Genomic DNA, 21,176 nt, shown 5'->3' with positions numbered 1-21,176 from the left:
CCCCCCCCCCCCCCCCCCCCCCCCCCCCCCCCCCCCCCCCCCCCCCCCCCCCCCCCCCCCCCCCCCCCCCCCCCCCCCCCCCCCCCCCCCCGCCGTCGTCCTCGTACGGCATCCGCGTCGTCTTACGGCATCCGCCCGGCGCCCTCGTACGGCATCCGTCCGGTGCGCCGAGGACGCCCGGTGCGCGTGGCGTACCGCCGGCACCGGGGACACTCAGTGCGTCGCCGGGGCGGTCGTCACCTCGTCGACCCCCCACTGCGCCAGCAGCACCAGCGACTCCGCGGACGCCGACCCGGGCTCCGCGTGATACGTCACCAGCGCCAGATCGTGGTCGTCGGGCAGCCTCAGCGTCTCGTACGACAGCGTCAGGTCACCGACGAGCCGGTGATGCAGCCGCTTGGTGCCATGGCCCTTCTCCTGCACCGTGTGCGCCGCCCACAGCGTGCGGAACTCGGCGCTCTTGACCGAAAGCTCGCCGATCAGCGCCGACAGCTCCGGATCGTCGGGATAGCAACCCGCACACAGCCGCAGCACGCTCACCACCTCGACCGCTTTGCCCTCCCAGTCGACGTAGAGATCGCGCGCACCCGGGTCGAGGAAGACCAGCCGGGCCACGTTCCGCTCGTGCGGCGGCATCGCCGCGAAGTCGCCGAGGAGGGCGCGCGCCATCCTGTTCCAGCCCAGGACGTCCATCCGTCGCCCGACGAAGAACGCGGGCACCCCGTCCATCGCGTCGATCAGCATCTGAAGCTGCGGCCGCAGCCTCTGCCCCGTGCGCGCCGCCCGCTTCTTCTTTTTCTGGTTCGGCTTCGCGAGATGAGTCAGATGGTCGCGCTCGGTGTCGGAGAGGCGCAGCGCGCGGGCGATCGAGTCGAGCACCTCGGTCGACACGTTCTGCCCGTTGCCCTGTTCGAGCCGGGTGTAGTACGCGACGGAGACCCCGGCCAACTGCGCCAGCTCCTCGCGGCGCAGCCCCGGCACCCTGCGATGGCGGCCGAAATCGCGTAGCCCGACGTCTGCGGGCTTCAGCCGGGCCCGCCGGGAACGCAGGAATTCGCTGAGTTCGGCACGCTGGTCCATACCGTCAAGTATTCCGGTCCCCCGCCCGGACGCACGACGGTGAGCCTGACCCTGCCAGTAGTAGGCACGTCAGACGTACCCACGACAGGCGTACGTACGACAGAGGCCTGGGTGACCTGCGGAGATCGCGGCACGCTCGTAGACATGACCACATATGCCACCACCGTCCCCGCATACGCGGCCCCCGCCGCGAACGCTCCGCTGGAGCGCACCACCATCGAGCGCCGCGCGCTGCGCGAGAACGACGTACTGATCGACATCAAGTACGCCGGTATCTGCCACTCCGACATCCACCAGGCCCGCAACGGCTGGGGCGAGGGCATCTTCCCGATGGTTCCCGGCCACGAGATCGCCGGCATCGTCACCGAGGTCGGCCCGGGCGTGACCAAGTTCGCCGTCGGCGACCGCGTCGGCGTCGGCTGCCTCGTCGACTCCTGCCGCGAGTGCGACAACTGCAAGGCCGGGCTCCAGCAGTACTGCACGGGAGGCAGTGTCCTCACGTACAACGCCCTGGACAAGAACGGTGAGCCGACCTACGGCGGCTACTCCACCCGCATCGTCGTGGACGAGGACTTCACCGTCCGTATCCCCGACGGGCTGTCCCTGGACGTGGCCGCGCCGCTGCTGTGCGCCGGCATCACGACCTACTCGCCGCTGCGGCACTGGAACGCCGGCCCCGGCAAGAAGGTGGCCATCGTCGGCCTGGGCGGCCTCGGCCACATGGGCGTCAAGATCGCGAGCGCGCTCGGCGCCGAGGTGACCGTGCTGTCCCAGTCGCTCCGGAAGAAGGACGACGGGGTGCGACTCGGCGCCCATCACTACCACGCGACCAGCGACGACGCGACCTTCGAGGCCCTGGCAGGCACCTTCGACCTGATCATCAGCACGGTGTCGGCGCCGCTGCCGCTGGACAAGTTCCTGGGGCTGCTGAAGACCGACGGGGCGATGGTGAACGTGGGCGCCCCCGAGGAGCCCGTTTCGCTGAACGTCTTCTCCCTGATCGGCGGCCGCAAGGCCCTCGCCGGCTCCGGGATCGGCGGACTCCCCGAGACCCAGGAGATGCTCGACTTCTGCGCCGAGCACGGGCTGGGCGCGGAGATCGAACTGATCCGGGCGGACCAGATCAACGAGGCGTACGAGCGGGTGCTGCGCAGCGACGTCCGCTACCGGTTCGTGATCGACACCGCGACGATCTGACGGATCGGCCAGTGCCCGCCCCGGCCGGCCGACCCACCTGCCCTGCCCGCCTTACCCGGCAGGTAATCGACGGGGCGGACCTGTCCGGGCACGATCGGATCATGAGCGCATACGCGATAGGCAATCTGCATCCCGCGGCCCGTCTCGACGACGAGGTCTTCGTCTACATGGAGCGCATCCAGGCCACGCTCGACCCCTTCGGCGGACGGTTCCTCGTGCACGGAGCCCCCGAGCGCGAAGTGCCCGAGGGAGAGTGGCCGGGTGCACTCGTCATCATCGAATTCCCTTCCCTGGACGCCGCCCGCGGCTGGTACGACTCCGCGGCCTACCAGGAGCTGCTGCCGCTGCGCACCCGGCACATGGCGGGCGACGTCCTGCTGATCGACGGCGTACCGCCGGGTTACGCCGCCGCGGACACCGCGGCGAAGCTGAGGGCCGCGCAGGCGTCGCAGGCGCAGGCCCAGGGCCTGTCGACCGATCTCTGACTCAGGTCACTCGGGCCGGTCAGGTGGACCGAGCCCAGCAGGATCCACCGGACCGGCCCTGAGGCTCTGCGGAATCCTGCTCCGTGACCCGGGGCCCGGTGCTGCCGGAGGCCGTTGGTGCCGCCATTGGTGCCGCCGATGATCAGACGATGCCGGTCAAACCCTCGATCGCCGTCCGGGCCCACTCCTGCGCCCCCACCGCCGTACCGGCCGCCACCCCGGTCGCGACCGGGGCAAGTGAACCCTTGAGCACGGCGAGCGCGCGGCGGAGCCTGCCTTCCTCGGGGGCGTCCGGCCGGCTGATCGTCGCGAGGACCTCTCTGGCCGCGGACTCGGCGTCCTCGCGGTCCTGATCGGCGAGGCCGGCCTGGGGCAGCTGCCGGAGCAGGCCGGTGACCAGCTCGGCGAGTGCCTCGAAGCCCGGGGCAACCGTGCTGTTGGTCTGCTGGTTCTGGGTGACCGTGTCGTTGTTCCAGGCGAACTGCGCTCCTGAGACCCCGGCGTTGAACACCGGCCCGTCGTAATTGTTGACGTTCTGAGGGTCGTTCATGTGCTGGAACCGTCCTCGTTGGTCTGGTGCTGGATGGCGTTGGTGTTGTTCCACGCCAGTTGGACGCCGGAGACCCCGGCGTTGAACACCGGTCCGTCGTAGTTGTTGACGATTGTGGGTGGGGGCTCGACGGGCTCGGCGGTCTCCTCGACGACCCGTAGCGACGTACGGAGAGAGACCAGTTCAACGCGGCCGTTGTCCTGCACGGCCACACCCCGTGTTCCGGTCACGGAGCAGTCCACGAGGCGCCCGGCGCTCAGGTCTTGGAAGGTGGCACCCACGTGGGCGCAGTCGGCGAACTCGCTGTCTGCGACATCCAGGTAGGCGGAGTCCTTCCCAGCGAGACCAAATGCGTCCGAGCCGGTCACGGTCAGGTTCCTGGCAACGACCCTCGCCTTGCCCATCCCGATGACCCCACCGCCGCTCACCGCTTTCACGTCACAGTCGTGTACGAACAGCTGAGCGTCCTCGGTGGCGCCGAATCCCACCAACCCGCGCTCCGCCGACACGCCTTTGAGCGTGACCCGCGTCTGGCCGCCGACGGCCACCGCGGTCATGTCGAAGTCATGAAACTCCGAGTCGGTGATGTCGGCCGTGGTGCCTGCGTTGCCCTGGGTGTCCACGCCAAACGGGCTGCGCTCCACGCGGACTTGCTCGAACGTGGCCCTGGCCCCGTCGAGGACCCGCAGTGCGACACTCGTCAGATCCTCGATCTCGACCCCGGTGAAACGGCCTCTGGCTGCGCCCGTGACCGCAATGCCGACGTTCCCTCGCGAGATGCGGCAGCCGTGGACCTCCGGAGCGCCACCCTCGGTCGCGAACACCGCGACGTTGCCAGCGTCGACGATCTCGCAGTCCTCGAACCTGCCACTGCCCGAGGTGGTGACGTTGATGCCGGTGTCGCGGCACTCGGTGAACGTACAGCCGCGCACCAGCGGGGCGGCACCACTCACCACCGCGATCCCGTGTTGCGCATCGGTGACGCGTGTGTCGTCCACGGATCCCCTGGACTGCTCGGTGAACGCGATCCCGTCTGCGTGCACGGAGTTGATCGCGCAGCCGGTCACGGTGAGCTGAGCCTGCGCGTCCGCCATGATCGCCGCGTGTCCGGTGCCGGTCAGCTCGCACCCGGTGACCTGGGCACGTGCCCCGCTGACTCGCACGCCATGGATCCGGCTGCCCTCGATTCTGCTGTCCCGGACGAGGACCTGGGCGCCTTCGATCACCGCGACCGCATTGTCGGCGGCGTCGGTGAACCGGCATCGTTCGACGAGCCCGCCGGACCCGGCGAAGAGGGTCCGGCCATGCAGGATCACGCTGTCCCGCAGTGTCACGGAGGTGTTCGGCCTCGCGTGCACGCTGACGCCGTTGTGCGCCCGGATCTCCGAGTGCTCGAGCGTGAGCGTTCCGGCGTGGCAGCCGACGACATCGGAGTCGCGGCCGATCAGCACAAGGCCGTGGACACGAACCGACCCGAAGGCGTCGAGGACGGCACCACGGGGCCTGCTCACCACCACGGAGCCGGGGTCGCCGACGGCGGCCAACTGGACGTCGCCCCGGACGGTGAGCGCCTCCTCGTAGCGGCCGGGCGCGATCTCGATCAGTGCCGCTCGGCCCCGTCCGGCCGCGGCGGAGAGAGCCGAGCTGATGTCGGGGTAGGCACGACGACCGCCGTGCGGCGAGACGAAGTACCTCGAGACCATTCCCGGCTTCCCCCCGCGCCGCTCACTGGGAACTGCCGATATTACCCGAGCAGTTGAACGGCGCGGCTATGAAGGAAGGACGCCCATCACGTACGCATGGGTGGAGGAGTGCCGGGAGGACGCGTCCCTGCGCCTCACCCCGCGGGGGCGGCGGCCGCCGACAGGGACGGTGGCGTCGCGGTCTCCGGGAGCTCCACGTCGGCCATCGATTCCGGCGTCTCCGCGACGGCTGCGGCGGCCGCGACGTCCGGGACCTCCGAGAGATCCGGGCTGCCCACCGGATCCGGGTCGGCCATCGATTCCGGCGTCTCCGCGACGGCCGCGGCGGCCGCCACGTCCGGGACCTCCGAGAGATCCGGGCTGCCCACCGGATCCTGCGGGTCCGACAGGGCCAGCAGCCGCGACAGGTCCGGCAGCCCGGCGGGCAGCTCCGTGGCGCCGTCCCGTGCGCCGTCCAAGAAGCCGTTCAGGAGGCTCAGGAAGCTGATCAGGAGGTCGCCGACGAGGCCCGGGCCCTCGGGGGCCGTCTCGGACTCGTCGGTGTCCGTCATCGTGTCGGGCGGCTCGATGGCATCGACCTGCATCGGAGGGACGGGCTCGGCGGCGAAGGCGCTCGCCGCACCGGCGGCACCGAGCAGCAGGGCGACGGACAACATGGGTGGGGCCACGACGCGGGACAGCGCTCTGCGGGACATGGCACTTCCTTCTGATGGTGAGTGCGGGGTTCGATCGAATCCCCGCACTCACCGTCAGAGCCGCCGCAACCGACTGCAACCAGGGTGATCGCTTCGAGTGAACGGCCAGGTCAGTCGGCCACCCGCGCCTCGTGTCCGGTGCACGCTCGGCGTTCCGTCAGGCGCGTCCGGCCTGCCCGGGCGAGGACAGCGGGCGAGGTCAGTGGGTGTGACCAGCGGGTGGTGCCAGCGGGCGGGGCCAGAGGGCTGTGGGCCCGGGCCCACAGCCCTCTGCTGACGCCCTCACCCGGATGCCGGGCCACGGTCGCCCTCGGCGTCATCACCGCATACGGTCCTGAATGCTCCACCCAGTGCTGTCCCCCCAGTGCTGTCTCCGCTGTCTCTCCGCGCCGCTGTCTCTCCGATGCGCCTCGGGCCCCGAGACGCGCGAGCAACCGGAGGTCCTGCCGTGCCCGTGCATCACGTCGGACAACGACGCCTTCCACGTCCGCAGGCGCGTCACACCGGGGCAGGCATCACCTTCAGGACGGTCCCACGCCTCTCGGACAGTCGCGCGGCGCCCATGTGCTCGTCGCTGCCGCCGTGACCGGGACGGCTGCAGAGAGCGACGTGGCCGAGCCGCACGTTCCAGAGGCCGTCGCGCAATGTGAGGGAAACCGCGGTCAGGGGCGGCACATCGAGATGCCAGAAGGCCTTTGCCGGTGCGGACAGAGCATGGATGAGCGAGGCCCGTACAACGGTCGGCTCGGTGATGGCCAGGACGCGGCCCCTGTCGGGCGGCATGGTGCTCAGCCAGTCGGCGGTCCGGCGGCAGAGCTGGCGTACGGACTCGCCGCCGTGTGGTGTGGCATCCGGATCCGTGAGCCAGGCGGCAAATCCGTGCGGGTCGGTGGTGGCGATTTCGTCGACCGTGCGGCCGCTCCACGTGCTGTAGTCGAAGTCGCGCAGCGCGGGCTCCGGCGTCGACTTCACGCCGAGAGCGTCAGCGGTCCGCGCGCAACGGAGCGACGGCCCCCGGATGGCCCGCGAGTACGGGGGGAGCGCTGTTCCGGCAGCCCCTGCCCCAGGCAGTGCCCCACGGCGGTCCTGATGCAGTACCCCACGGCGATCCTCATGCACCGCAACACGGCGATCCTCATGCACTGCCTCATGCAGGCCGAACTCGCTCACGGGTACGTCACCGAAGACTGCATCCCTGGTGAGGTCCCCGGCGGTGGCACACAGAAATGTCAGGCGAACAGTCATACGGCTGACCTTCTTCCTGGACCGGCAGGACGCCGGAAGGTTGTGAGACTGCCGAAATCTCCGGGGGCCGGGGAGGCGGCAACGCTGCCGGCCGGGCCCAGGAGGGGGTTTCGTTGCCCGCCGCCGGTGAGCCGACCAGGCAGGCGGGTGTGGTGGCGGCATGCAGCAGGTACTCCAGTGGTCCGCGCCGGAAGGCCCGGGTCCAGAGAAGGGCCGCCGCCATGGCGACCACGGCGAAGCCGAGGAGGGTCAGCAGGGCGGCAGAGCCCGGCGGGCCGCCGATACCCAGGGCCTTGATGGCGAGGATGTGGCCGACGTATGCGGTCAGGGAGATCGAGCCGACCGCGACGACCGGCGCGGTCACCCACCGCAGGCGCGCCGCGGGGGCCGTGGCGACGAGGCAGGCGGCCAGGACCACCAGGCCGACGCCCGTGTTGCCCAGAATCGACCACGTCGTCTGGCTGTGCGGCCCGGCCACCAGCAGCCAGGCGGGGACGCCCGTGGCGGGGTCCTCACCGACGCCGTCGGCCCACCAGGCCGATGCCGCCGCCGTGGTGTCCGTGGCCGCGTTCACGGCGGCAAGCGCACCCGGGACCAGGTGTAGGGCCAGCCACGAGCCTCCGTAGCCGAGCACGGCCAGCGCGCCGCCGGACAGGGCCATCCTGGCGCGTACGCCGGGCCTGGTGAGGTCGAGCTTGGCCACCGCCATTCCGGCGATGACGAAGGACAGCCAGGTCAGTACCGGGTACTCGCCGGTGATGAACAGCTCGATGGTCCCGTTCGAGCCGGTGACCCGGGCCAGCGGATCGAAGGCGATGACGGCATCGGCCCAGCTTCCGTCGGCGACCGCCATCCGAAGCAGATACAGGACAGGGGGCAGCACGAGCGCGGTCGACGCGGCGACGGCGGCCAGCGTGCCGGCCCGCAGCCGGTACAGCGGAAGGGCGAGGACGAAGAGCAGCCCGTAGAAGGCGAGGATCACGTCGACGTCGGTGCCCAGGGCGGTCAGGGCGTACCCCAGGGCGATCAGGACGGCGGAGCGGATCAGCACACGGGCCACGGCCTGCTGCCCCGCGAGCCCGGTCCGCGGTTGCGGGCGGCCGGTCAGAAGGACCAAGGTGAAGCCGGCGAGCAGAGCGAACAGGGCAGAGGACCGGCCGCGCGCCAGCTCCATCACCCAGCCCAGTGGGCCGCCCACCGACGGGTCGGGGCCGACGTGGGCCGCGAACATGCCCAGGATCGCCAGACCGCGCGCCAGGTCGATCCCGATGATTCGTCCTGTCGACGACGCACGGGAAGGGCGGCTCGCGCCGACCGCGGATCCCTGGGACGGCACGGCCGGCAGGACGTCGTGCCTCATGTGCTCCAGGGTCCGGGGCGGCTGCCGGGTTCAACCATCCTGCACGTGTCCGGAACCACCCCCGCCGACCGGCTGGCGAGGTCCCGCCGCCCGGCCGGATCCGGTGTCCGGCACCGGCGGGGCGAGCCTCGGCGTGGTACGAATCGGACAGTGGTCCGACGGTGGTCCGAAGGCGAGTGGAGCACACGTGATCCGGGTACTGGTGGTCGATGACGAGGCCCTTATCCGTACGGGCTTCCAGCACATCCTCGACGCGGCGGACGACATCGAGGTCGTGGCGACGGTTCCGGGCGGCCTGGCGGTCCGGACGGCGCAGGAGGTACTGCCCGACGTCGTACTCCTGGACATCCGGATGCCGGACGTGGACGGACTCACCGTCCTGGCCAGTCTCCGTCGGCTGCCGCGCCCTCCGGTGGTGGCCATGCTCACGACATTCGACATGGACGAGTACGTGGTGGCAGCACTGCGCTCGGGTGCCGCCGGCTTCCTGCTCAAGGACACCGACCCGGAGGAACTGCCGTTCCTGGTGCGGACCCTCGCCGACGGCGGCACCGTACTGTCGTCCAAGGTCACCCGGACGGTCGTGGACGGCTACCTGGACGGCGGCTGCCAGGAATCCGCCGCCCGCAGCCTCGACCGGCTGACCGAGCGCGAACGCGCCGTACTCGTCCTCATCGCCGAGGGCCTGTCCAACAGCGACATCGCCACCCGGATGAATCTGAGCACCGGGACGGTCAAGGACCATGTGAGCGCCATTCTCACCAAGCTGGAGGTGGGCGGCCGGGTCCAGGCCGCCCTGCTCGCCGAACGGGCCGGCCTCCTCAAACCGGCGCGGGAGCCGGAGCGGCCGCGGGAGCCTGAGCGGCCCCGGGACGGGGAGCCGCCTCGGGAGGATCGTCCCCGGGATCACGGCCGGCCCCGGGATCAGGAGCGGCCTCCGGACCAGGAGGAGGAATGACCCCCCGCCGCCTGCCCGCCCCGCTGCTGGACGCCGCTCTCGTCGCAGCCTCGCTGCTCGACGTCTGGGTCCACTTCGACGCCGACGAGCGGCTACGGATGGCGTGCGCCACGGCCGCTGCCTTCGCTCTTCTTCTGCGCCGCCGGCTGCCGCTGCTCACCTTCCTGCTCACGCTGCCCGCCGTCCTGTTCTCCGATGCGATCGTCGCCGCGCTGGCCGCGCTGTACACGCTCGCCACACTCACGCGCCGCCGCATCCTGCTGGCCGTCTGCGCCCTCGCGTTCACGATCAGCGGCATCACCTCGTGGCCGTCACCGGCCTTCGACCTGTCGGACACCTCGACCTTGATCACTCTGGGCTATACGGCGGCGACGGCGGCTGCCCCCGTCTTCCTCGGCCAGCTCGTCCAGGCCCGGCGTGATCTGTCGCTGCGGCTCGCCGAGATCTCCGAGGCGCGTGACCACGAGCGGCTGCTGACCGCCCAGGCCGTACTGGCCAAGGACCGCGCGCAGCTCGCCCGGGAGATGCACGACGTGGTCTCCCACCAGGTCAGCCTGATCGCGGTACGCGCCGGAGCGCTCCAGGTCGGCACCCAGGACGCCGAGGTCAAGGAGGCCGCAGCCACGATCCGGCGGCTGAGCGTCCAGACCCTGGACGAACTTCGGCACATGGTCAGCGTCCTGCGCGCCTCCGGGGGCCGTCCCACAGAGCTGACCCCGCAGCCGTCCCTGGTCGACCTCCAGCAGCTGGTCAGCAGCAGCGGCATCGATGCCGAACTGCGCACGGACCTGCCCGACGGCCTTCCGCCCACCGTCCAGCGCGCCATATACCGCACCGTCCAGGAAGCGCTGACCAACGTACGCAAACACGCCCCCGGCGCCACCGCGACGGTTCACATCCGCCACGCGGGCGACGTCGTCCGTGTCACGGTCACCAACACTGCACCGACCCGCCCCTCCCTCCCGCTGCCCAGTGCCCACTACGGCCTGGTCAGCCTGCGCCAGCGCGCCGCGCTCCTCGGCGGCACCGTCAGCGTCGGCCCGACGGCCGACGGCGGCTACGAACTTCGCCTGGAGCTTCCGGTCGAGGGCACGTCGTGACCGGATACGCCGGGCCGTCGGCCAGGCCGGCGACCGGGTGCGTCAGGCCCACGCCTCGAGGAGGTCCTCCGGCGTGATGCCGAGGACACCTCCGGCAGTGCAGCCGCTACGGGCGACGGCCCGGTGCGCTGACCGCACCAGGGCGGTCCGCTACGGCCCGGTGCACGGCGGCCTGCCCGATGGAGCACTGCACCAGGCGTTGCTCGCGTCGCTGTGCGCCGGCACCTGTGGAGCCTCTTCCGCAGCCGTGTGCAACCGCTCATGCTGAAGGCCGGGGTTATGGGGGTGCCAGCGATGCGACCGTCGCGTGCGGAGCTCAACCGTCGGCGCCGACGGAGCAGTTTTGTCGGCCGTAGCAGCGAGCTGGCCGCCTTCCGGGAGAACTTGGCCCGCGATCCTGAGGATGACGCGTTCCAGTACCTGTTCCACGTGCACGGCCAAGCTGGGGTGGGGAAGTCATCGCTGGTAAGGCAGTGGGACATCGTGGCACGCGAACGGGGCGCTGCGACCGCTTATCTCGATGATGAAGTACACAGTGTCATTGAGGCGATGGAAGCGATCTGTCTCCAGTTCGCCCGGCAGGGCTTGGCATTCAAGGCGTTCGAGAAGCAGTTGGCCCTCTACCACCAGCGATGTCATGAAGCAGAAGCGGTAGCGGGCGCCCCAGGGCCAGGTGATGCGGAGTCGGGGTCTCTCCCTGCTCCGACAACGTCCAGCATCGTGGCAGCCCAGGCTTCATTGGCCGGACTGGGGTTGTTGCCGGGGATGGGGGCGGTGGCCGGCGCCATCGATCCGCAGCAACTGGCGCGAGGCGCAGACCGGTTACGTACCTCACTCAGTGCTCGGTTCCGCAGCCACAGTGATGTCCAACTGGTGCTGTCCCCGCTGCGTGTGCTGATACCGGCCTTCCTTGCAGATCTGGCGCAGGCAGCCGAGCGGCGTCCCTGGCTGGTGCTGTTCGTGGATGTCCTGGAGCAGACCGGACCGATGCTCAACGAGTGGCTGCGTGAAGTCCTGGTCGACAATGAGTACGGGGAACTGCCCAACAACGTCCTGGCCGTGCTGTCCGGACAGGGCAGTCTCGATGCCCGCTGCTGGGGAGACTGCCTGGACCTGGTGACCGAGGTTCCCCTCGACGTGTTCACCGACGAAGAGGCCCGGCGGTTGCTGGCCGCCCGAGGCGTAGTCAGCGAGAACGTCGTCCAAGTCGTCCTGCATCTGACGGGCCGGCTGCCGGTACTGGTCGACACACTCGCGCAGAATCGTCCCCAGGATGTCGGCGAGATCAATGATCCGTCCGGCACTGCGGTCGAGCGGTTCCTGAAATGGACAGCCGACCCACAGCTGCAGGACATCGCCCGATCTTGTTCCCTGCCCCTGCACCTGGACGAGGACATCTACCGTGCCATGGTTCCCGAGGCGTTGGCTGATCAATACGGGTGGCTGCGAAGCCTGCCCTTCGTTACCGGCCCGCCTGGTCGTTCCCGCTTCCACGACGTGGTCCGCGCCTCCATGATCCGCCTGTACCGCACCCAGTCCCCCGCACGCTGGCAGCAACAACAGAACCATCTCGCCAACGTTTACCACCAGCGCTGTCGGGCGGAGGAAGACGTCGTGCCCTCCAGCGCACACTGGGGCAATGCTGTGTGGCGGGAACACAAACTCAATGAGATGTACCACCGCTTGTGCGCCCATCCCGCTCAGGCACTGCCTGGCTCACTCCGCGAGATCGTCCTGGCGTGCGAGCACGGAGTTGCCGTAGTACGGCGTTGGGCCCAGGCATTGCTACAAGCCGGGCACGACGCAGACAGCCCTGCACTCACGGAATGGGGACGGCTGATCAACACGTCGTGCGCAGGATCCGACGAGGCGCCCGGCACCACTGGTGTTCTCACTCAGTTGATTGCCGCACCAGAGCTTCCCACCGCTGGTCGTGCACTGGCCTACACGCTCCGAGCCAACGAACGCCGCGCAGCGGGGAAGTACGACGACGCCCTTGAGGGCTATGCCATCGCTCTGGCCTTAGCCCCCGACTTGTATCGCGCCCACTGCGGCATCGGCGAGACCCAGCGGCTGGCAGGGCGCTATGGGCAGGCCCTTGCTTCGTTCAACCGAGCCCTCGACATCGCCCCATGTGACACAGAGAGCGTTACGGGTCGCGGATTCACCTACCTCCTCATGGGACGCGACGATGACGCCCTGGCTGATTACGACCGAGCCGTTGAACTCAGTCCCCACCGTGCCTGGCCGATCGCCGGTCGCGGGGAAACCTACCGCGTCATGGGCCGCTACGACGAGGCACTTACCGACCTCACCCGTGCCCTCGAACTCAACCCCAACTATGTGTGGCCCAGGGCGAGCCGCGGAGAGATCTACGGTCGCCTGGGGCACTACGATGCCGCCCTCGCCGACCTCAACGGTGCTGTTGAGGCTGACCCGGACGACGGCTGGTACTACTTCCGCCGCGGCGACATATACCAAGCCATGGGCCGCTTCAGCGAGGCACTCGCCGACTTCAGCCGGGCCCTTGAGCTGAACCCCCAAGACGCTTGGAGTTTCTGCAGGCGCGGAGACACGTATCGATCCATGGGCCGCTATGACGATGCCCTCGCCGATCTTGCCCGCGCTATTGAACACAAACCGGACAACGGCTGGTTCCATCTGAGATATGCCATCGCGCTCCAGCTGATGGGCCGACCTGAAGAGCGCCACCACCTGCAATGCGCTGCAGAGATCTTCTCCCGAAAGGCGTCCGCCGCAGGGCAAGGGCTGGTGCACGCGCGCGGAAACCTCGTGGTTGTCTACTGCGCCACCAGTGAATGGGACAAGGCGACCGAAGAGCTCGATCTTTTCCTGGCGTGCACTCCGAGGAAATCACGCATCGTTGAAGCAATCAGCGACCTGAAGAACCTACAGGAAGCCCTGACCCTCAACTCGCCCCGGATGCAAGTCCTGCAAGAACGACTGAACGTCGCAGCAGACCAGAACACATGACCGGGCCCCCAATGGATCGCTGTCGGCCCGTGCCCGGCAGGTTTTCCTGGAGTGTGATGGTGACCCGCTGAGAGCTCGCTCAGCGCCGCTCCTGGCAGCGGGGCTCGGGCCAGGTCGTGATCGGGTCCATGGGCCGGAGCCGGCTGTCGGGTGGAGCCGCCCGTCATCCGCGCAGGTGGGCAAGAAGCTCGTCTCCAGCGGGATATGGACGTTCCTGGGGCAGCAGTCGGGCGGCGGAGGCCAGGTCCCCGCTGCTCACGAGGGCTGAGATCTCGTGGGCGAGTGGGGTCACGTCGCGGATGGCGACCGTCCACTCGTCCGCGTAGCGCCGTGCGGCCTCACCGGAGAGGCCGAGTTGCAGGGACCGGTACGGCAGGGGTTGCAGGTGCAGGTCCCGCTCGGGGTCCCACTGCACGCGGGTGGGCGCGCGCTTCAACTGACGCTGCCAGGTTGCGCGGTCGGGGTGGAGCCCGCGGGCGTAGCTCGACAGACACGCCTGGCGCAGCGCCCACTCGAAGCCGTCGCGGGTGATCTCGACAGCCAGAACGGTCTCCTGCCCTGCCTTGGCGCCCCAGCCGCAGCGGTACATCATCCACAGGAACGACGGCTTGATCCACGTCATTCGCTCCCGCTTCCAGTCGGGCGGGAACCGTCCGTCACGGGCGGCCGGTTGCCCTAGGCGGGGGGCGTAGGCCTGGTAGACGGTGATAGTGGTGTCGGTGTGCGCGGCGCGGATCTGGCGGGCGGGTACGTCTTGCATGCGCCAAGCGTGCGGGGTCGCCGGCGCGGGCTGCCAGTGGTTTTGCGTGCGGGTGCGGCGGCGGTGCTGCCGGGGCCGGCCTCCGGGCCCCGCGCCTTCGTGAACCATCGGGCCGGGTGCCGCGTCGTTCTGGTGCTTGGGCCCGTGCCTGGTGGCGCTGTGCGAGGGAGAGCAGGGGGCGGATGACGGGTGAAGTGGAGTACGCCTGGTAGACGGTGATCGTGGATTCCGAGTAGGCCGCACGGACCCTGCGTTGCGGCTTCCATGGCGCACAGCGTGGGGTCGGCCGGTTCAGGCGGCCACTGATCTTCGACTGCCGTTCACTACGACTGTCAGGGGCCTGGGAAGGGATCACGCACCAGGGGCGCCATGCGGGACGTCGAGGATGATGTCGGCGGCGCGGGCGATGACCGGGGCGCGAGTGCGGCCGGGGTGGTCGGCGGCGAGGAAGTGACTGCCGATGGCCGCGCAGAAGGCGAGCAGGGCGCGAGCCTCGATTTCGTCGGGGTCGGCGCAGAAGGTGCCGATCGCGTCGCGGGCCAGCTGCATGCGCTTGTTGTCCACGCGGCGCAGGCGGTCGGCGACGGTGGGGTCACGGCGGGCCCATTCGCGGATGGCCAGGTCGATGGGGAGCAGGCGGTCGCTGGAGAAGGTGAGCTGTCCGGCCAGGCGGACCTTGTTCCGTGCGTCGCCGCCCTCCCGCTCGACCCGGTCCACCACGTCGTCCACGCTCTCGCGCTCCCAGGCGTCCAGCATCTCGGTCAGCAGTGCGTCACGGTCGGCGAAGTAGCCGTAGAAGCCCCCCTTGGTCACCCCCAGCGCCTTGGCGAGCGCCTCGACCCGCACCGCGTCCACCCCGCCTGCGGCCAGCGCCCGAAGCCCCTCCTCGACCCACTTCTCGCGCGGTGTGCGCAATGCGCCCATCTATGACCCACCTCACCCAGTCAGACCTGTTGTACGGACGCGTACAACAGGTCTAGCCTCGCCTTGTACGGCATCGTATAACCCGAGGGGACACGTCATGTCATTCGGTTTCGTTGCCTTCCACTACCCGGCCGCCGAGCACGTCGAGGAGTTCGTCGGCGAGTGCCACCAGGTCGCCGAGGCGACGCGGCGGCAGCCGGGCTTTCTGTCCGTCGGAGTCTGGGTCACGCCGGACGGCGACGCCGTCGTCACCACCGGCGCTTTCGAGTCCGAGGAGGCATTCCTGGCGGCGGCTGACGTCGCTCGCGAGATGGGCGCGACGCCCGACGGCTTGAGCGACCTGGAGGTCAGGCCCCGAAAGGTCCACTTCCTTGTGTCGCGCTGACGATCTCGGTGAGGTCAACTCTCCGTTGGGATAGGCGTCTTGGCGCAAGTGGCGCTGACGCCGAGGATCACGACGGTGGAGTTGACGTCTGGGCAGCGGGTCGAGCTGCGGCAACGGCTAGGCCCTGTCCGGGCGATCTTCGAGGAACAGGCCGCGGCGTCAGATGCGGTGCATCGCAAGGCGGAGGATCGCCCTCGTACTGGACGTACTTGGGCGACTCCGACAACGCAGCGAGGTGCCGTAGCTGTCGTCGCGGCCCCGACAAGATCGCCCGGACAGGGCCTAAGCGGTCTTGGTTGTCGGCGTCGGGGTGGGCGACAGGTCGGTGCGCTTCTCGACGTGGCAGGTGGTCGGCGACCGCAGGGCCGGTCGGACGGGCACGGAATCGACTGGACCCCTCGCGCGTTGAGGAGGGCGGGCAGGGGATGCCGGTGGTGTGCGAGCCGAGTAGCCCGAGTGAGCGAGCTGAAAGATATTGGAGGGCAGCAATGGCTGCGCAGACGCAGAGGGCTGTGCTGGCGGGCGGATGCTTCTGGGGGATGGAGGAGCTCATCCGCCGACTTCCGGGCGTGACGGCGACCCGGGTGGGATACACCGGGGGTGACGTGCCGAACGCGACGTACCGTAACCATGGCACGCACGCGGAGGCCATTGAGATCCTTTTCGACCCGGCGAAGACTGACTACCGCGCGATCCTGGAGTTCTTCTTCCAGATCCACGACCCGAGCACAAAGAACCGCCAGGGCAACGACATCGGCCTCAGCTACCGCTCGGCGATCTACTACGTGGATGACGAGCAGAAGCGGATCGCCGAGGACACGATCGCGGATGTGGATGCCTCCGGCCTGTGGCCGGGCAAGGTCGTGACCGAGGTAGAGCCGGTCGGCCCCTTCTGGGAGGCCGAGCCCGAGCATCAGGATTACCTGCAGCGTTACCCGGACGGCTACACCTGCCACTTCCCGCGCCCGGGATGGCGGCTGCCCGCCCGCGCTGAGGGCTGACCGCGAGGCGGCCCGGCGGAAGGCGGAGGCTGACTGACAGAGGCTCCGCAGCCGGGCCGCGCTTGCCTCTGCGGGCGCGGCGGTGCGCCGCTCTCGGCGAAGAGTGCGGGCATCAGGACACAAGCGGGACACAGTCGGGGACAGGCCACCTGGCCTGACCCGTCCCGCCGAGCCTGTGACGCCCTGTGAACCGTGGGATCAGGAGCGCAGACCCGCGAGCCCGTCATACGCGGCCGTGACGATCTCCAATCCCCGATTGTCGTCCGCCGGTTCGCGCATCTGATGTGTCACGTACGCCACTGCCATACGGGCGTCAGGATCGATCATGACCAGTGAGCCGCCCCAACCGCCCCACCCGTAGGTGTTGCCGAAGAGTCCGTAGCCCAGACCCCAGCGCATCGGCATGCCCAGGACGCGGTCATCGCCGTCGAACTGCTCCTCCCGGGCGCGGTCACAACCCGCCTGCGACAGCAGCCGCGCCCCCCGCACCGATCCTCCGCAGGCCAGCACGGACTGGACGAGGGCGACCGAGCGGGCGTTGCCGAGCCCGTTCGCCGCAGGGATCTGCGCACGGCGCCAGGCCACGCTGTTCCCGTCGTGGACCCGTATCGGGGTCCCGGCGGCGGGAGTCGCGCCGCGGGCGGGGGCACTCGCGGCGTAGTCGTCGTCCCGGGACTGTGGCGGGATCGTGAGCGCCACCCGGTGGTCGTGCTCGGCGGGCAGGCCGATGTGGAAGTCCGCGCCCAGCGGGCCGGCGACCTCGTCGGCGAAGAACGCGCCCAGGGTCCGGCCGGTGATGCGGCGTACGACCTCGCCCACGAGGAATCCCTGGGTGAGCGAGTGGTATCCGGCCTCGCTGCCCGGCTCCCATTGCGGAGTCTGCGCGGCCAGTCGTGCCGTGGCGGACGTCCAGTCGTACAGCTCCGCCACCGGCCCGTCCCAGTCGGGCAGGCCGGCCGTGTGCGCGAGCAGGTGGCGTACCTGTACCTTCTCTTTGCCCGCCGCGGCGAACTCCGGCCAGTTCCGGGCGACCGGCGCGGCCAGGTCGAGTTCGCCACGGTCGGCGAGAACCAGCGCGCACAGCGCGGTCATCGTCTTGGTGACGGACCAGACGTTGACGATCGTGTCGCGCTGCCACGGCGTCGTACGGTCGGCGTCGGTGTATCCGCCCCAGACGTCCACCACCGGCCGGCCATCCACGAAGACGGCCACCGAGCCACCGGCGTCTCCCTCGTCCAGCAATGCCGCCAGCGCGCTGGGCACGGCAGTGAACAGATCATCGTATGAGCCCTGAATGTCCGCCATGCGGAGAATCTAGCCAGCTCGGGGTCACGCCAGGCAACTGAATTTCCCGGCCCGCCAGGGCGACTATCCCTCAGTGGCTTCCGGGCGCAGGGGCGATGCCGGTCGGGCACGAGGCCCCCCAGTTCGTCTCGAACGGGGTGTTCAGCTTGACGCCCGTCCCGCCGGTCCCGCAGTACCCCGCCGGGTTCTTGTCGAGGTACTGCTGGTGGTCCGGCTCCGCCGCGTAGAACGTGCGGCCCTCCGCCGGGAGGATCTCCGTGGTGATCGTGCCGTGGCCGGAGGCGGTCAGGACCTTCTGGTAGGCGTTGCGCGAGGACTCCGCGGTGGCGGCCTGTTCGGGGCTGTGGGTGTGGATCGCCGAGCGGTACTGGGTGCCGACGTCGTTGCCCTGGCGGAAGCCCTGGGTCGGGTTGTGGGACTCCCAGAAGACCTTGAGGAGCCGGGCGTACGAGACGACGTAGGGGTCGAAGACGACGCGGACGGCCTCGGTGTGGGCGGTCAGCCCGGAGCAGACCTCTTCGTACGTCGGGTTCGGGGTGTGGCCGCCCTGGTAGCCGACGAGGGTCGTCCAGACACCGGGCGTCTGCCAGAACTTGCGCTCCGCGCCCCAGAAACAGCCCAGGCCGAAGTCGGCGATCTGCAGGCCCTCGGGGTACGGGCCGAGGAGGGGGTTGCCGAGGACCGTGTGGCGGGCGGGGAGCTCGAACTCGGGGGTTTCGCGGCCGCGCAGGGCCTGGTCACGGGTGGGCAGCTCGGGTACGCGGCGGGACAGGAACATGCGGGCTCCTCCTGGACTCGATGCGTACGACAGAACGCACGCCGGGCCCGGGAGATTCCCCCGGGCCCGGTCCACACCGGCGGCGGCAGGCCCCCACGCCCCCCACCCGGCCTCGCACGGCCTCACACCTGCCTCACCTGCCGCGCACCTCTGATCGGGAGGCCCCGGAACGCACCGTACGGCTGGACCGCCGCGCTCCCACGGCCGCTCAGCTGAGCAGCGTCGCCGGGCTTCCCCCGTTCGCCTCGTAGCCCGCCACCGCCATCGCCCGGTACACGGCGTAGGCCTCCGCCGGGTCGCCGCCGTGGGTCCAGGGCAGGGCGCCGACATGGCCGTCGACCCGTACCAGCTGGTACATGGCCTCGGCCCAGCGTTCCGACTGGACCAGGAAGAAGACCAGCAGATGGCGGACGTGCGGGAGTACCGGGTCGTCGGCCGCGGCGGTCTGCGTCGCGTGCAGTGCGCCCTCCACCGCCCTGGTGACCACCGCGCTCTGGTAGAAGCCGGACACGAGATTGACCTCGGGCAGATGCTCGAAGACCGCGAACAGCGGCAGCGCCGCGAGCAGCGAGCCCTGCGGGGCGCGGGCCGCGGCGGTGGTCGCGAAGTGGTCCGCCTCCTCCCGCGAGCCGTGCCACTTCTCGCACCAGTAGTGCAGGGCCGCGAGGTGTGCGCCCATGTGCGTGGGGGCGCGGTCGATCACCTTGGCCCAGAGCTGGTCGAACTCCTCGTGGGAGTAGCCGAGTCCGCGGGCCGCGGCCAGTTCGACGATGTACGGGACGGGGTCGCCGGGGGCCAGCAGCGCCGCCTCCGCGCAGACCGTACGGGCCTCCTCCAGGATGATCCGGAAGTCGTCGCTCCCGGAGCCGCCGGAGGACCGCCAGGCCTGCTGCACCAGGAACTCGGCGTGCACGGCCGCGCCGCCCGCGTCCTTCGGGGACTCCGCACGCCAGGTGCGCAGCCACGAACCGCCGCTGCCGGGCTGCTGCTGCAGTTCGAGCGATGCCGCGCCCGCGAACGCCTGCACGCGCTGCCAGCGCAGCTCGCCCTCCTTGCCGGTGCCGGCGAGCAGCTGGGACGCGGCCCGCCAGTCCTGGGTGCGCTGCACGAGGTCGAGCACGTCGATGAGGTCCTGGTCGGGCCCGGGCAGCCGCAGATCGAGAAACTCCTGGCGGACGAATCCGTACGCGGAAGGGTCGGCGGCGTCCGGTGATCCGGGCGCGACCTGCCGGACGGCGTTACGGCGGCGCATCACATACGGGCCGATCGCCGCGGCCAGCAGACCCATTGCGATCAGGAACCAGAGAATCTCCATACGGCCATTGTCCCGGACGGCACGAGGACGAGTACCGGCCGGGGACTACCCTCGGGGCACATGAGCGATCAGCACAGCTTCGAGACCATCGCGATCCACGCGGGCAACACCGCCGACCCGCTGACCGGCGCGGTCGTCCCGCCCATCTACCAGGTGTCCACTTACAAGCAGGACGGCGTGGGCGGACTGCGTGGCGGCTACGAGTACAGCCGCAGCGCCAACCCCACCCGTACCGCGCTCGAGGAGAACCTCGCGGCGCTCGAGGGCGGCCGCCGTGGCCTCGCCTTCGCCTCCGGCCTCGCCGCCGAGGACTGCCTGCTCCGTACGCTGCTGACACCCGGGGACCACGTGGTGATCCCCAACGACGCGTACGGCGGCACGTTCCGGCTCTTCGCCAAGGTCGTCCAGCGGTGGGGTGTGGAGTACTCCGTCGCCGACACCTCCGACCCCGCTTCGGTACGGGCGGCACTCACCGACCGTACGAAGGTGATCTGGGTCGAGACCCCGTCGAACCCGCTGCTCGGCATCACCGACATCGCCGCCGTCGCGGACATCGCCCGTACGGCCGGGGCGAAGCTCGTCGTCGACAACACCTTCGCCAGCCCCTACCTCCAGCAGCCCCTCGCGCTCGGCGCGGACATCGTCGTGCACTCGCTGACGAAGTACATGGGCGGTCACTCGGACGTCGTCGGCGGCGCGCTGATCACCGCGGACGCCGGGCTCGGCGAGGAACTGGCGTACCACCAGAACGCGATGGGCGCGGTCGCCGGGCCGTTCGACTCGTGGATCGTGCTGCGCGGGATCAAGACGCTGCCGGTCCGTATGGACCGCCACAGCGACAACGCCGAGCGCGTCGCGGAGATGCTGACGAAGCACCCGAAGGTGACGCGCGTCCTCTACCCGGGGCTCGAGGAGCACCCGGGCCATGAGACCGCGGCCAAGCAGATGAAGCGTTTCGGCGGCATGGTGTCGTTCCAGGTCCAGGGAGGCGAGGAGGCGGCGGTCGAGGTCTGCAACCGCGCGAAGCTCTTCACCCTCGGTGAGTCCCTGGGCGGCGTCGAGTCCCTGATCGAGCACCCGGGCAGGATGACGCACGCCTCCGTGGCGGGCTCGGCGCTGGAGGTTCCGGCGGACCTGGTGCGGCTGTCGGTCGGGATCGAGGCGGCGGACGATCTGCTGGCGGATCTCCAGCAGGCGCTGGGCTGACCGCGAGGGCCCGGGGGGGGGGGGGGGGGGGCGCCCCCCCCGCCCCCCCCCACCCCCCCCCCCCCCCATCCAGGGCAGACCTGCGCCCACCCTGATCTATTCCCCCCCGTCCGTAGCCATCCCCCCCCACCTCCC

Annotated in this window: 19 protein-coding genes; 8 read left to right on the top strand and 11 right to left on the bottom strand. The window is 70.0% G+C overall.

The features are described from left to right. Positions 1-213 precede the first annotated feature (213 nt). The gene (locus AC0699_RS37535) at positions 214-1,080 is read right to left on the bottom strand and encodes a helix-turn-helix transcriptional regulator (RefSeq protein ID WP_478670210.1); all 867 of its coding nucleotides are present in this window, start codon (positions 1,078-1,080) and stop codon (positions 214-216) included. 144 nt (positions 1,081-1,224) lie between these two features. On the opposite strand from AC0699_RS37535, the gene AC0699_RS37530 reads away from it, so the two are divergent. Next, positions 1,225-2,277 (top strand): NAD(P)-dependent alcohol dehydrogenase, encoded by a 1,053-nt coding sequence (locus AC0699_RS37530; protein ID WP_478670206.1) that lies wholly within the window; start codon positions 1,225-1,227, stop codon positions 2,275-2,277. 101 nt (positions 2,278-2,378) lie between these two features. Then, entirely contained in the window at positions 2,379-2,762 is a 384-nt protein-coding gene (locus AC0699_RS37525; protein WP_478670200.1) for a DUF1330 domain-containing protein, read from the top strand. 142 nt (positions 2,763-2,904) lie between these two features. On the opposite strand, the gene AC0699_RS37520 is transcribed toward AC0699_RS37525, so the two are convergent. The 5 genes from AC0699_RS37520 to AC0699_RS37500 all read right to left on the bottom strand — a co-directional run bounded on the left by AC0699_RS37520 (position 2,905) and on the right by AC0699_RS37500 (position 8,315). Continuing rightward, on the bottom strand, positions 2,905-3,312 hold the full coding sequence (locus tag AC0699_RS37520; protein WP_478670196.1) for a hypothetical protein: 408 nt from the start codon (positions 3,310-3,312) through the stop codon (positions 2,905-2,907). Further along, positions 3,309-5,015 carry a right-handed parallel beta-helix repeat-containing protein gene (locus AC0699_RS37515; RefSeq protein ID WP_478670191.1) on the bottom strand — a complete coding sequence of 569 codons (1,707 nt, stop codon included), beginning with the start codon at positions 5,013-5,015 and terminating at the stop codon, positions 3,309-3,311. Before AC0699_RS37515 ends, AC0699_RS37520 begins: the two co-directional genes overlap by 4 nt. Positions 5,016-5,149: 134 nt before the next feature. Further along, entirely contained in the window at positions 5,150-5,710 is a 561-nt protein-coding gene (locus AC0699_RS37510) for a hypothetical protein (protein WP_478670186.1), read from the bottom strand. A 498-nt stretch (positions 5,711-6,208) separates the two neighbouring features. After that, complete coding sequence (locus AC0699_RS37505; RefSeq protein ID WP_478670183.1) at positions 6,209-6,955, bottom strand: histidine phosphatase family protein; 747 nt, start codon at positions 6,953-6,955, stop codon at positions 6,209-6,211. Further along, on the bottom strand, positions 6,888-8,315 hold the full coding sequence (locus AC0699_RS37500; protein WP_478670178.1) for a DUF418 domain-containing protein: 1,428 nt from the start codon (positions 8,313-8,315) through the stop codon (positions 6,888-6,890). The genes AC0699_RS37505 and AC0699_RS37500 overlap by 68 nt, the downstream gene beginning before the upstream one ends. 187 nt (positions 8,316-8,502) lie before the next feature. Here AC0699_RS37500 and AC0699_RS37495 point away from each other — a divergent pair, with 187 nt between their 5' ends. From AC0699_RS37495 to AC0699_RS37485, 3 genes are all read left to right on the top strand, one after another. Then, on the top strand, positions 8,503-9,273 hold the full coding sequence (locus AC0699_RS37495) for a response regulator (protein ID WP_478670173.1): 771 nt from the start codon (positions 8,503-8,505) through the stop codon (positions 9,271-9,273). After that, the gene (locus AC0699_RS37490; RefSeq protein WP_478670170.1) at positions 9,270-10,373 is read left to right on the top strand and encodes a sensor histidine kinase; all 1,104 of its coding nucleotides are present in this window, start codon (positions 9,270-9,272) and stop codon (positions 10,371-10,373) included. Before AC0699_RS37495 ends, AC0699_RS37490 begins: the two co-directional genes overlap by 4 nt. Before the next feature lie 261 nt (positions 10,374-10,634). Continuing rightward, on the top strand, positions 10,635-13,367 hold the full coding sequence (locus AC0699_RS37485) for a tetratricopeptide repeat protein (RefSeq protein ID WP_478670164.1): 2,733 nt from the start codon (positions 10,635-10,637) through the stop codon (positions 13,365-13,367). A gap of 163 nt (positions 13,368-13,530) precedes the next feature. Here the strand turns inward: AC0699_RS37485 and AC0699_RS37480 are convergent, their stop codons facing one another. After that, the gene (locus AC0699_RS37480) at positions 13,531-14,127 is read right to left on the bottom strand and encodes a DUF4291 domain-containing protein (protein WP_478670161.1); all 597 of its coding nucleotides are present in this window, start codon (positions 14,125-14,127) and stop codon (positions 13,531-13,533) included. 351 nt (positions 14,128-14,478) lie between these two features. After that, positions 14,479-15,051, bottom strand: a complete 573-nt coding sequence (locus AC0699_RS37475; RefSeq protein ID WP_478670157.1) for a TetR/AcrR family transcriptional regulator — start codon at positions 15,049-15,051, stop codon at positions 14,479-14,481. A gap of 97 nt (positions 15,052-15,148) precedes the next feature. On the opposite strand from AC0699_RS37475, the gene AC0699_RS37470 reads away from it, so the two are divergent. Then, on the top strand, positions 15,149-15,436 hold the full coding sequence (locus tag AC0699_RS37470) for an antibiotic biosynthesis monooxygenase (RefSeq protein ID WP_478670154.1): 288 nt from the start codon (positions 15,149-15,151) through the stop codon (positions 15,434-15,436). A 488-nt stretch (positions 15,437-15,924) separates the two neighbouring features. Beyond that, positions 15,925-16,437 carry a peptide-methionine (S)-S-oxide reductase MsrA gene (gene msrA / locus AC0699_RS37465; RefSeq protein ID WP_383237060.1) on the top strand — a complete coding sequence of 171 codons (513 nt, stop codon included), beginning with the start codon at positions 15,925-15,927 and terminating at the stop codon, positions 16,435-16,437. Positions 16,438-16,635: 198 nt separating this feature from the next. On the opposite strand, the gene AC0699_RS37460 is transcribed toward msrA (AC0699_RS37465), so the two are convergent. From AC0699_RS37460 to AC0699_RS37450, 3 genes are all read right to left on the bottom strand, one after another. After that, entirely contained in the window at positions 16,636-17,742 is a 1,107-nt protein-coding gene (locus AC0699_RS37460; RefSeq protein WP_478670149.1) for a serine hydrolase domain-containing protein, read from the bottom strand. A gap of 70 nt (positions 17,743-17,812) precedes the next feature. Continuing rightward, positions 17,813-18,520, bottom strand: coding sequence for a peptide-methionine (S)-S-oxide reductase MsrA (gene msrA / locus AC0699_RS37455; protein ID WP_478670146.1), 708 nt, complete (start codon positions 18,518-18,520; stop codon positions 17,813-17,815). A 208-nt stretch (positions 18,521-18,728) separates the two neighbouring features. After that, positions 18,729-19,835 carry a hypothetical protein gene (locus AC0699_RS37450; RefSeq protein WP_478670143.1) on the bottom strand — a complete coding sequence of 369 codons (1,107 nt, stop codon included), beginning with the start codon at positions 19,833-19,835 and terminating at the stop codon, positions 18,729-18,731. 60 nt (positions 19,836-19,895) lie between these two features. On the opposite strand from AC0699_RS37450, the gene AC0699_RS37445 reads away from it, so the two are divergent. After that, positions 19,896-21,041, top strand: coding sequence for a cystathionine gamma-synthase (locus AC0699_RS37445; protein WP_478670140.1), 1,146 nt, complete (start codon positions 19,896-19,898; stop codon positions 21,039-21,041). Positions 21,042-21,176: the final 135 nt, after the last annotated feature.

The organism is Streptomyces sp. NPDC043870 (assembly GCF_056435785.1).
This window is presented reverse-complemented; position numbering and strand designations above follow the sequence as displayed.

What these genes read in the sequence shown, in the direction of transcription:
- AC0699_RS37535 (WP_478670210.1), bottom strand. Translation starts at nt 1,080, where the DNA reads ATGGACCAGCGTGCCGAACTCAGCGAATTCCTGCGTTCCCGGCGGGCC.
- AC0699_RS37530 (WP_478670206.1), top strand. Translation starts at nt 1,225, where the DNA reads ATGACCACATATGCCACCACCGTCCCCGCATACGCGGCCCCCGCCGCG.
- AC0699_RS37525 (WP_478670200.1), top strand. Translation starts at nt 2,379, where the DNA reads ATGAGCGCATACGCGATAGGCAATCTGCATCCCGCGGCCCGTCTCGAC.
- AC0699_RS37520 (WP_478670196.1), bottom strand. Translation starts at nt 3,312, where the DNA reads ATGAACGACCCTCAGAACGTCAACAATTACGACGGGCCGGTGTTCAAC.
- AC0699_RS37515 (WP_478670191.1), bottom strand. Translation starts at nt 5,015, where the DNA reads ATGGTCTCGAGGTACTTCGTCTCGCCGCACGGCGGTCGTCGTGCCTAC.
- AC0699_RS37510 (WP_478670186.1), bottom strand. Translation starts at nt 5,710, where the DNA reads ATGTCCCGCAGAGCGCTGTCCCGCGTCGTGGCCCCACCCATGTTGTCC.
- AC0699_RS37505 (WP_478670183.1), bottom strand. Translation starts at nt 6,955, where the DNA reads ATGACTGTTCGCCTGACATTTCTGTGTGCCACCGCCGGGGACCTCACC.
- AC0699_RS37500 (WP_478670178.1), bottom strand. Translation starts at nt 8,315, where the DNA reads ATGAGGCACGACGTCCTGCCGGCCGTGCCGTCCCAGGGATCCGCGGTC.
- AC0699_RS37490 (WP_478670170.1), top strand. Translation starts at nt 9,270, where the DNA reads ATGACCCCCCGCCGCCTGCCCGCCCCGCTGCTGGACGCCGCTCTCGTC.
- AC0699_RS37485 (WP_478670164.1), top strand. Translation starts at nt 10,635, where the DNA reads ATGCTGAAGGCCGGGGTTATGGGGGTGCCAGCGATGCGACCGTCGCGT.
- AC0699_RS37480 (WP_478670161.1), bottom strand. Translation starts at nt 14,127, where the DNA reads ATGCAAGACGTACCCGCCCGCCAGATCCGCGCCGCGCACACCGACACC.
- AC0699_RS37475 (WP_478670157.1), bottom strand. Translation starts at nt 15,051, where the DNA reads ATGGGCGCATTGCGCACACCGCGCGAGAAGTGGGTCGAGGAGGGGCTT.
- AC0699_RS37470 (WP_478670154.1), top strand. Translation starts at nt 15,149, where the DNA reads ATGTCATTCGGTTTCGTTGCCTTCCACTACCCGGCCGCCGAGCACGTC.
- msrA (WP_383237060.1), top strand. Translation starts at nt 15,925, where the DNA reads ATGGCTGCGCAGACGCAGAGGGCTGTGCTGGCGGGCGGATGCTTCTGG.
- AC0699_RS37460 (WP_478670149.1), bottom strand. Translation starts at nt 17,742, where the DNA reads ATGGCGGACATTCAGGGCTCATACGATGATCTGTTCACTGCCGTGCCC.
- msrA (WP_478670146.1), bottom strand. Translation starts at nt 18,520, where the DNA reads ATGTTCCTGTCCCGCCGCGTACCCGAGCTGCCCACCCGTGACCAGGCC.
- AC0699_RS37450 (WP_478670143.1), bottom strand. Translation starts at nt 19,835, where the DNA reads ATGGAGATTCTCTGGTTCCTGATCGCAATGGGTCTGCTGGCCGCGGCG.
- AC0699_RS37445 (WP_478670140.1), top strand. Translation starts at nt 19,896, where the DNA reads ATGAGCGATCAGCACAGCTTCGAGACCATCGCGATCCACGCGGGCAAC.